Here is an 8,941-nt window from a genome sequence, read left to right on the forward strand (position 1 = left end):
CAGTGGCCGGATGCGCGTGGAATGGGTGGCCGGATCAGCGTGGAATCGGTGGTCAGATGCTCATGGAATGGGTGGCCAGATGACCGTGGAATCCGCAGCTCTGACGCCACTCCATCTGTTTCTCGTCGAACCAGAGTTCGGCGAAGTCACGAAAGATCGGTACTTTCGAATCTCCACGCCCAGCCTTAAGCCTGCTGATTACCTGAGCCTGACTCCCTGACGGGAAATACTCGTTGTAATCAAAGGTGCCAAGGGTGATCTCGGCCTCGATTCGCTCGAGGAGCTTCTGCAGTTTTTTACGGTTGGCTGCCGTGTCGGCCAGCGTGGTTTGCTCTCGACACCGCTTACCCAGGTAGCGGAAATCAAAGAACAGATTCCCCGTCTCTTTTCGCGCGACGATCTTACCCATGGCAAACACCGCCATTGGCCATCGGGATGCCGAAGCCATTGCCGCGTGAAAACTTCACCATGTCGCGCTCGACAGCTTCCCAGATGAAAAGAATTTTCCGACCGCCAAAAGGGCGAAAGTAGTGGATGCCTTCCAGCAGCACGGAATCCTTCAAGCGGTTACGGATGGTCCGTGCGTCGTATTTGATGCGTTGGGACAGCTCATCAGTTGTCAGATAAATTTCACTCATTTCTCTCTCCAGACTCAAATGAATCAAATATGAGCTTATTGGCTCGAATGTGATAATAACGAGTCATTTGAGACTTTCAAGCTGTTTTTGACTCAAATTTGAGTCGAATGCAAAATGAGTGACCTACCTGAGCAAGGTCACCCACCATGATTCGCGTGATGTTCAAACAGCAGTTGGACGAGAAGTCCTTCAGAGAAAAGCGGCGAATCACCCTTCAAGACGTGAGTGATGCCACGGGCATTTCGAGAGCCACGTTGTCGCGCATAGCCAACACGCCTGGCTATAACACCTCGACGGATCACATTGATCTGCTCTGTGAGTATCTGGGGTGCGAGTTGGGCGATTTACTGAAGCGAGTAACTGAGTTACCTGGAAAGGCTGAGTGACGCCTTGCGCGTCACCGCTCATAAAAGCCATTAGTGTCTACCAGCGCCCCGCAGATAAGGGCAGTGGTCTAAATGGTGTCGCTACATTCCGAGTGCCAATTTGGATGGGCACAGAATGGACACATTTTGGACACATGAAAAACAAAAGGGCCTAGGTTTTCACCTAAGCCCTTGTTTTATATGGCGCACCAGGCGGGATTCGAACCCACGACCCCTGCCTTCGGAGACTAATAACGTACAGGAATCTTGGTTGGCGGTAAGCGTTCAAAAATGCCTCTAAGTGCCGCAATGCAAGGCTTTCGTCTTCTACTGTGTCTTGCAGTTTAAAGCTAATAACAACATCTGATGGCAGTTATTCTTGGCACAAAAAACGAAATCAGGAATATCGATTTTGACCACTAGCCAGACTCTGAAGAGTCCTACCGCCGCTTCATTGAGCCTGAATTCTTTTCTCCAACAGCAGCGAGCATCGTAGCCGTTACGCTATGCATAAAGGACCCTGCTCCTGCAGGAAGCAATGCCAGAATCGCAAGCAACGATATATGCGGGCAGAGGCTTTGCAGTTAGCTCTCTCGTCCTTGGCGTTTATCTCGGAGGATACTTTACCAAACGACCCCCAATCGCCAACCAGCTCATCCAGCGATCAGGAATTTACGGTGACTTACTGAGCACCAGACAGCGGGTCGTATCCGCCTGACTCGGCAGAAGCAATTTCTGCCATTGCCCGGTGCTGGACTAGTGCGATCTGTGCAGCTTCCTCGATTTACTCCGTGTTGCACGTACAGGCTACCAACCTCTCAGGGCGCAATGGCAAAGCCGCCAAGGAGTGGGCCGAAAGTTAGGAAAGAGCCAACCCAAGCGTACAATAAGCATGAAGCTTGCCTCGCCCGCTAATCGGCAAGCGAATGCCTGTCATCCCTAACACTAGAGCCACACTATGAACCGTGCCCTGCTGCTGATTGCTCTCGCCTGCACAGGGCTGACTGTGCTGATCTGGGGAGGCATCCGCACCCTGCAGGGACCGGCCTTGGCCGGCTACCAGCTAACTGCGCAACCCCTCGTGCAGACGGTAGTGGCCACCGGCAGGGTCGCCGCACTTTCGCGTGCGCAGGTAGGTAGCCAGGTAACCGGTGTGGTGATCGAGCGCCGAGTGACCGAGGGCGACGTGGTAGCTCCCGGCGACGTGCTAGCGGTGTTGCGAGCCGATGATCTGGTCGCTGCGGTACATGAAGCTGAAGCCGCGCTGGCGGAGTTGCAACAGTCCAGCCGGCCCCAGGCGCAAGCCGCGTTGCGTGATGCGCAAGCTCGGCTGACTCAGGCCAGCCGGGAAGCCCGGCGCCGCCAAGAACTGCTGGGCAGGCAAATGATTTCCCGCGAGATCATGGAGCAGGCCGTACAGGCTGAAACCAGCGCGCGTGCAGCGCTCGAACAGGCACAACTGGCTGCTCGCACGCTGCAAGCCGGTCAGGCCAGCGAGCTGGCGGCGCAAGCAAGGGTAGCCAATGCTCGTGCGCAGCTGGCCAAAACCACCATTCGGGCCGAGCTGGCCGGTACCGTATTGACCCGTAATGCAGAGCCCGGCGATCTGGTGCAGCCAGGCGTTGTTCTGTTCGACATTGCCCGCACCGGCGGTACCGAGGTGCTGGTGCCGCTGGACGAAAAGAACCTTGAGGTGCTCGCTCTGGGCCAGTTGGCCACCTGTGTCGCGGATGCCTACCCGGCCAGCACCTTCCAGGCCAGGGTCGATTTCATCGCGCCGACTGTCGATCCGCAACGCGGCACTGTGGACGTACGCCTCAGCGTGGATTCGGCCCCGGATTTCCTGCTGGAGGGCATGACGGTTTCAGTGAACATAGAAACCGGACGTCGTGATAATGCCCTGGCGGTGCCCAACGATGCGCTGGCAGTTGTGGACGGTGAACACGCCGAGGTGTGGCGTGTGGCCGATGGGCAGGCCACGCGGCGCAAGGTGCGCCTCGGGCTACGGGGTCTGACTCAAACCGAGATCAGCGCAGGGCTGCAGGCCGGCGACTGGATTCTGGCTGATGCGCGAGCGTCCATCTCCGAGGGTGACCAGGTTCGGATGACGGCCACCGCCAAAGCGTCTTTTGACTCGCAAAGTCGAAATGAACTGCCTGCCCGACTGGACTAGCCCCGATGTGGATTGAATGGACCATCGCTGTCAGGTTCCTGCGTGAGGGCAAGGCACAGAGCCTGCTGATCCTCGTCGGCATCGCCGTCGGCGTAGCGGTCATCGTGTTCCTGACCGCACTAATCACGGGACTGCAGGACAACATCATCCAGCGCACGCTGGGCACTCAGGCCCACATCAAGGTGGAGCCACCGGAAGAACGCAACCGCGTGCTGCCCGTCGAGCCCGGCAGCGTGCAGTTGTTGCTGGAAAACAAGCGTGCCCAGCGCCTGCGCTCGATCAACAACTGGCAGGAGGTGCGTAATGTGCTCGACAGTTTCCCGCAGGTCAGCGCGGTCTCGCCGGTGATCTCGGGGCCGGCCTTTGCCCGCCGTGGCGAGGCCCTGCAATCGACCGCACTGATCGGCATCGACGCGCAGCGCTACCAGCGCATCATCCCTATCCAGCAGGACATTATCGCCGGCGTCTTTCGCATCGGTGCCGGTGACGCCGTGATCGGCAGACAGCTGGCCGCAGACCTGGGCATGGCCGTCGGCGACAAACTGCGCTTGGATGGCGGTCAAGGTCGTGAGGCCGTGGTGAATGTTGCCGGCATCTTTGAACTGGGCGTGCGCGAACTCGACGCACGCTATGTGTACCTCGACATGAAGCAGGCGCAGGCCCTGCTCGATCTACCGGGCGCGGCCACCGCCATCGACCTGACGGTGACAGACATCTTTGCAGCGCAGGTGATTGCCGAACGTATCGGCCGCCTCACCGGCCTGAAGGCCGAGAGCTGGATGGAAACCAACACACAACTGATGAACGCTTTGCGCTCACAGAGCCTGTCCACTCAGATGATCAGCTTGTTCGTGGCCCTGAGCGTGGCACTGGGCATCGCCAGCGTGTTGTCGGTGAGCGTGGTGCAGCGCACGCGCGAGATCGGCATCCTGCGCGCAATGGGCACTCGTCAGTCACAGATGCTGCGGGTGTTCCTGATCCAGGGAGCGCTGTTCGGTCTAGCTGGCTCGCTGCTGGGCGGTGCGGCCGGCTATGGTCTGGTGGGCGCGTTCAACACCTTCGGTCCCAAGTTGTTCTATATCCCTCTCAATCCCTGGCTGTTGGCCTCTGCTGCGGCGCTGGCCACGGTTACCGGTATTCTCTCGGCGTCCGTGCCAGCACGGCGTGCGGCAGCGCTCGACCCGGTGGAGGCGATACGCCATGTCTGATCGGCAAGCGATGCAAGAGGTTCTGCGCCTGGAGGGTCTCAGGAAAGCCTACAACGTCGACACACCGACCGAGAATGAGGTGTTGCACGGGCTGGACCTGCGCCTACAACGCAACGACTTCGCCGCACTGGTGGGCGCTTCCGGTTCTGGCAAGAGCACCCTGCTCAACCTGATCGGGTTGCTCGACAAGCCTACTGGCGGCGAACTCTACCTGCTCGAAGAACCTACCCGCACGATGGACGATACGCAGCGCACCGCACTGCGCGGCACCCGGATCGGTTTCGTATTCCAGTTCCATCATCTTATTCAGGCCTTCACGGCGCTGGAAAATGTGTTGATGCCGCTCATGCTGACCACTGGCAAACCCACATCGCAACAGCGTGAACGGGCCACCGATCTGCTGGCGCGGGTGGGCCTGCAAGGCATGGAGCAGCGCAAGCCCGATCAGCTCTCCGGCGGGCAGCAGCAGCGGGTGGCGGTCGCTAGGGCACTAATCACCCGCCCGGCCCTGCTGTTGGCCGACGAGCCGACCGGCAACCTCGACAGCAAGTCGGCCGCCGAAGTCTTTCAACTGTTTCGTCAGTTCAACCGCGAATTTGGCTGCGCGGTGCTGCTGGTCACCCACGACCCACGCCTTTCTGATCAGTGTGATCGCGTCATCACTCTCGCAGACGGCTACATAGAGAGCGATGTGACCCGACAGGCATGAAACACCCGCGGCCGGCTCCGCTGGGCTGGGCTGGGCTGGCAGCCTACGGGCAGCGACTTGGCCCAGCAAAGTCATAGGTATTAACACGATCACTAAGACCTGCCGCTTTGGGCTTCCCCCGCGGCCACACAAATTCGTTTTGTCGCTCTCTGCTGTTGCTGTCACAAATTGGCAACCCAGGAGTGTGCAGGCCCCAACGTTAGCGATGCTTTTCTGGTGGAAAACTCTACCCTCGCAGGGACCAAGGCCGTGCAAGCTGCATCGAGGTTAGTGCGGTGGCTAACTCACTCGTCCTTGGCGTTTATCTCGGCGGAGACCTTGCCAAACGACTCCCAATCGCCAACCAGCTCATCCACGCGATCAGGAATGCGCGGTGACTTACTGAGCACCAGACAGCGGGTTGTGCCCACGTACTCCTCAAGGAGGTAGAGCGTGTCCCCAACGTCGACGCCCATTTCCTGCAGAACGTCATCGGGTAGGCGAATAGCGCCGTCGCCATCCCAGTCCTCAATCACTACATGGTTCCGCATCGTAACCCCGGGAAACGGTTGAATGGGTGTCCGCAGGGGGAGACACCGGCGAGCCGCTGCCAACGAAGTCCCGCGGCGCAGGCCACTAGTTTAGCAAAAGCTCACGGTTTCAGAGGTGGCCGCTGTGGATTCCTCGCTGCCCAATCTGGGAGCTGACGATTTATTGGTTCGAGGGTTAAAAACCCGAGCATCAGGTTACTGTGTGTCACACACCCGATCTTTTTTGCTGGTTAGAAACAGGAGCTTCCGTCATGCATGCAACATCCAGAATTCGCGCATTCTCGACGGATCAAAGTGGCGTAATTCTACGCACGGCCCTGAGGGTCCTGGAGAAATGGAAGGCCACTACCGAGCAGGCGAGCAATGTTCTTCGTGTCTCGCGCAGCAGCATTTCTCGTGCTCATCAGGGCAAAAGCGTTGAACTCGACCGAGATCAACTGGAGCGGGCCAGCATTGTCTTGAACTGCCACGCCAGCCTAAGGCTGGTCTTTGATAACCCTGAAAACGTCTACGGATTTATGGGGCTTGATAACCAAAACGAATTCTTCAATGGTCGTAAGCCGTTGGAAATTATGGCGCAGGGCGACCTCATGTCATTTTTGGAGACCTACAAACGAATCGACGCATTTTGTGGGGTTAGTGAACCTGGTGCGGACTAACCCTCAGCACGAATGAGCGCTCACGGGTCATCCTGATTTCCCAATCTGGGTGCCGACGAAATTTTCAGCGCTAGCGTTAGCACAGTAGAACATCGGGTTACCGTGGCATCTCGTTTGTAATCGGGAGTACACGTTGATGAGATGGTTTTTTGTGACGATGTTGTGCGGTGGCGTTGGTCTTTGGTTGGGCGCCCAATACCAAATACCTCAGTGGATTATGTGGTTCTTGTTGTCACTGGGTACTGCTTTGTGGGTGTTTGCCAAGTGGCATGAAAGCCGGGAAGCCGAGCAGGAGCGCAATCATGATCGTACGTAATGATCAGGATTGGGCTGCATGGGATTTCGCAAATCTGCAGGCTTTGCAGCTTTCAACTCGGCAGACACTACTCGGCATCGCCCCCTATCTGGAGCGCCTGCAGAGTGGGCGGGACGACTTAAGGGAATTACAGGTAGATGGACTACTGTTCTTCGCAGTAGAGCTGATTGAGGGTGTGTTGGTAGACCCTGCGTTGCCTGCAGAATTCGAGAATCTAGTCAGCCAGCAGCATACCGACGTATGCAAAGCCCGCTGGTGGAATCGTCCATTTATCGAGCGTTGTAGTTGGGAAGGACCTTATGGGCTGGAGGTGAGTCATCGGGCTAGCCAAGCTTCGATAGGTAAAGTCTTCCCCGAACTGGCGGCAAAAGATGTGGAAAAGCATATCGCAGCTTTAAAGGCACTCTGGTTTAGCGATTGGCCAACAGGGGTTCGCTACGAAGTGTGCTGTTTTGATAGCACCGCTACTGGCGGCTTAACGAGCTGGGGAACTTTTAATTCAATGCCCGAAGCGCTGGGCTGCATTATGGGTGGTAGGCGCTGGTAAGCGCTTTAGCTAGCCGCGACCTTCATATCCCGTCTGGGAGATAACGATTGACCCTACCGTATGAAAGAACTCGTATCCTCGTCAAAACAGAGGAGTTCTTGCGTGAGCTCTCCCGTGATGCGGGCCTACCGCAGGGCATCCGCAGTTATGCGAAAAGTTTACTCAGGCACTACCCCTCTTCAGCTGAGGTGTTCTCGCTGGGACGCTTGGAGGAATGCTTAGCAAGCGGTGCCGATGATGACGAATATCGGCGCCGAGTTATCGCCTACCACCAGCCGCTGCTCTGCTCGTCGCTGGAGCAGGAGCGATAGCAATGGCCAGCTATTTGACTGAACCGACGGTATCTCAACTCGTTATGCGGCGGGTTAAGCGGCTGCGTAAAGGAAGACCTTTCAGCATCCGCGACTTTGCAGAGCTTGGTACGAGTACGGCCATCTCCAAAGCAGTAGCCCAGTTGGTTCGGCAAGGCGAGCTTGAGCGTGTGTGCCGTGGCATTTACATGCGCGCCCAATACAGCCAGCACACTGGCAGAGCTGTGCGTCCTGGGCCATTGGACTTGGTAAATCTGATTGCCAAGAAAAACAGTTGGACGCTGCAGATTCATGGAGCTGATGCAGTGAGGCGATTCGGTCTGAGTACACAGATGCCGGTCATTCCGATTTATTACACCAGTGGCCCCAGCCGATCGATATCTGTAGGCAAGGCCGATATAAGGCTTGTACATGCTGCTCCGATGGTTATGCAGCGCGCAGGAACCAAGGTCGGGATGGCCATCAGCGCTTTATTTTATCTCGGTAAAGACGGCATCACTCAGGAAGATGTGGCTGTAGTTAAAAAAGCGCTTAGTCCCGAAGAAATGAACAAGCTATTGGCCTGCAGAATGCCGAAATGGATGCGCATGGCACTGATGTGAAGTTGCACTGACTCAGCCACCGAGTTGCATTCCAGCTGACCGGGAATTTTCATTGGTATCGAACATTAAGCGCGGTAGTGACGATCGGCCAAAAGCGGACGCCTAAAGTTACCTACGAAACTAGGCTATTCAGTTTGTCCTTGAGTTGAACGCAAGAGAGAATATCCCTTGCCGCCTGGGCATTACGGAGTAACGAGAATGAAAAAACGGATGATGGCGGTAGCGTTTAGCTTGGGCCTTGTATCGATACCTGGTGCCTTTGCGGTAGGTAATACAGAGGCTCGCATGGCCGAACTGTTGAAAAAATGCGAGCGGGCATCAACACCGCGCACATGCGCATGTGTCCCCAAGGAAATGAAAAATGCTGGATTCAGTGATGATGAAATCCTGATGTATTCCAACCGCGCCTACAAGGCAGTTACCCCCGAAGAAAAGGCACGGTACATGGAATACGGCATGAAGTTGAGAATGGTGGTTGCGCCTATGTGCTCAGTTAAATAGCTAGCAAACGCATCTGCTCCAGCTGGTCACGCACCTGGGGATAACCGCTGATTTTTTAGTATCAAGGAGCAAAAAGAGTGAAGCACAAACTTTTACTCGCAGGGCTGTTAGCTTGTTTTTCGTGTGCAAACGCATTTGCTGACTCTGGCCGAGCGGATGAGCTTTTAGGTGAGTGTGTCAAGGCAGTGCAATATATGGATGCTCCAGATGCTGACCCTAATCCAGTTGATTTGGTCTACGCCAATAGATGCACGCACTACATTTCTGGGGCAAGGGATGTTCTTACCGCCTGAATTCAACCCATAAGTGCAACGCTCACCCCTGCATACACTTCGTACGGTGTCTTCCAGCCCAGGCGTTTGCGTGGGCGTAAATTGATCTT

General features: G+C 56.4%; 12 protein-coding genes. 9 read left to right on the plus strand and 3 right to left on the minus strand.

Annotated elements, in window-relative coordinates; translation table 11 throughout:
* Positions 1-52: 52 nt before the first annotated feature.
* Positions 53-409 (minus strand): DUF3596 domain-containing protein, encoded by a 357-nt coding sequence (locus AUK77_RS00605; protein ID WP_296125206.1) that lies wholly within the window; start codon positions 407-409, stop codon positions 53-55.
* Positions 402-638, minus strand: coding sequence for a hypothetical protein (locus AUK77_RS00610; protein ID WP_147809416.1), 237 nt, complete (start codon positions 636-638; stop codon positions 402-404). The genes AUK77_RS00605 and AUK77_RS00610 overlap by 8 nt, the downstream gene beginning before the upstream one ends.
* Before the next feature lie 146 nt (positions 639-784).
* On the opposite strand from AUK77_RS00610, the gene AUK77_RS00615 reads away from it, so the two are divergent.
* The 4 genes from AUK77_RS00615 to AUK77_RS00630 all read left to right on the plus strand — a co-directional run bounded on the left by AUK77_RS00615 (position 785) and on the right by AUK77_RS00630 (position 5,093).
* Positions 785-1,024 (plus strand): helix-turn-helix transcriptional regulator, encoded by a 240-nt coding sequence (locus tag AUK77_RS00615; RefSeq protein WP_296125208.1) that lies wholly within the window; start codon positions 785-787, stop codon positions 1,022-1,024.
* A 937-nt stretch (positions 1,025-1,961) separates the two neighbouring features.
* The gene (locus AUK77_RS00620; protein WP_296125209.1) at positions 1,962-3,176 is read left to right on the plus strand and encodes an efflux RND transporter periplasmic adaptor subunit; all 1,215 of its coding nucleotides are present in this window, start codon (positions 1,962-1,964) and stop codon (positions 3,174-3,176) included.
* 5 nt (positions 3,177-3,181) lie between these two features.
* Positions 3,182-4,384 carry an ABC transporter permease gene (locus AUK77_RS00625; protein WP_296125212.1) on the plus strand — a complete coding sequence of 401 codons (1,203 nt, stop codon included), beginning with the start codon at positions 3,182-3,184 and terminating at the stop codon, positions 4,382-4,384.
* On the plus strand, positions 4,377-5,093 hold the full coding sequence (locus AUK77_RS00630) for an ABC transporter ATP-binding protein (protein ID WP_296125214.1): 717 nt from the start codon (positions 4,377-4,379) through the stop codon (positions 5,091-5,093). The genes AUK77_RS00625 and AUK77_RS00630 overlap by 8 nt, the downstream gene beginning before the upstream one ends.
* Before the next feature lie 284 nt (positions 5,094-5,377).
* On the opposite strand, the gene AUK77_RS00635 is transcribed toward AUK77_RS00630, so the two are convergent.
* A complete protein-coding gene (locus AUK77_RS00635) occupies positions 5,378-5,623 on the minus strand; it encodes a hypothetical protein (RefSeq protein WP_004423113.1) in 246 nt (81 codons plus the stop codon).
* 251 nt (positions 5,624-5,874) lie between these two features.
* Between AUK77_RS00635 and AUK77_RS00640 the strand changes: the two genes are divergently transcribed.
* The 5 genes from AUK77_RS00640 to AUK77_RS00660 all read left to right on the plus strand — a co-directional run bounded on the left by AUK77_RS00640 (position 5,875) and on the right by AUK77_RS00660 (position 8,559).
* Positions 5,875-6,282, plus strand: a complete 408-nt coding sequence (locus AUK77_RS00640) for an antitoxin Xre-like helix-turn-helix domain-containing protein (RefSeq protein WP_296125215.1) — start codon at positions 5,875-5,877, stop codon at positions 6,280-6,282.
* Between the two features lie 302 nt (positions 6,283-6,584).
* Positions 6,585-7,145, plus strand: a complete 561-nt coding sequence (locus AUK77_RS00645) for a hypothetical protein (RefSeq protein ID WP_296125217.1) — start codon at positions 6,585-6,587, stop codon at positions 7,143-7,145.
* 47 nt (positions 7,146-7,192) lie between these two features.
* Complete coding sequence (locus tag AUK77_RS00650) at positions 7,193-7,456, plus strand: BPSL0761 family protein (RefSeq protein WP_296125219.1); 264 nt, start codon at positions 7,193-7,195, stop codon at positions 7,454-7,456.
* 2 nt (positions 7,457-7,458) lie between these two features.
* Positions 7,459-8,058 carry a DUF6088 family protein gene (locus AUK77_RS00655; protein ID WP_296125221.1) on the plus strand — a complete coding sequence of 200 codons (600 nt, stop codon included), beginning with the start codon at positions 7,459-7,461 and terminating at the stop codon, positions 8,056-8,058.
* Positions 8,059-8,256: 198 nt separating this feature from the next.
* The gene (locus AUK77_RS00660; RefSeq protein WP_296125223.1) at positions 8,257-8,559 is read left to right on the plus strand and encodes a hypothetical protein; all 303 of its coding nucleotides are present in this window, start codon (positions 8,257-8,259) and stop codon (positions 8,557-8,559) included.
* Positions 8,560-8,941 lie beyond the last annotated feature (382 nt).

Origin of the sequence: Pseudomonas sp. Ga0074129, from assembly GCA_001465025.1 — a bacterium.
Taxonomy (GTDB): domain Bacteria; phylum Pseudomonadota; class Gammaproteobacteria; order Pseudomonadales; family Pseudomonadaceae; genus Aquipseudomonas.

Bases quoted from the DNA above. Each gene is read 5' to 3' on its own strand.
- AUK77_RS00605 (WP_296125206.1), bottom strand. From the start codon at position 409: ATGGGTAAGATCGTCGCGCGAAAAGAGACGGGGAATCTGTTCTTTGAT.
- AUK77_RS00610 (WP_147809416.1), bottom strand. From the start codon at position 638: ATGAGTGAAATTTATCTGACAACTGATGAGCTGTCCCAACGCATCAAA.
- AUK77_RS00615 (WP_296125208.1), top strand. From the start codon at position 785: ATGATTCGCGTGATGTTCAAACAGCAGTTGGACGAGAAGTCCTTCAGA.
- AUK77_RS00620 (WP_296125209.1), top strand. From the start codon at position 1,962: ATGAACCGTGCCCTGCTGCTGATTGCTCTCGCCTGCACAGGGCTGACT.
- AUK77_RS00625 (WP_296125212.1), top strand. From the start codon at position 3,182: ATGTGGATTGAATGGACCATCGCTGTCAGGTTCCTGCGTGAGGGCAAG.
- AUK77_RS00630 (WP_296125214.1), top strand. From the start codon at position 4,377: ATGTCTGATCGGCAAGCGATGCAAGAGGTTCTGCGCCTGGAGGGTCTC.
- AUK77_RS00635 (WP_004423113.1), bottom strand. From the start codon at position 5,623: ATGCGGAACCATGTAGTGATTGAGGACTGGGATGGCGACGGCGCTATT.
- AUK77_RS00640 (WP_296125215.1), top strand. From the start codon at position 5,875: ATGCATGCAACATCCAGAATTCGCGCATTCTCGACGGATCAAAGTGGC.
- AUK77_RS00645 (WP_296125217.1), top strand. From the start codon at position 6,585: ATGATCGTACGTAATGATCAGGATTGGGCTGCATGGGATTTCGCAAAT.
- AUK77_RS00655 (WP_296125221.1), top strand. From the start codon at position 7,459: ATGGCCAGCTATTTGACTGAACCGACGGTATCTCAACTCGTTATGCGG.
- AUK77_RS00660 (WP_296125223.1), top strand. From the start codon at position 8,257: ATGAAAAAACGGATGATGGCGGTAGCGTTTAGCTTGGGCCTTGTATCG.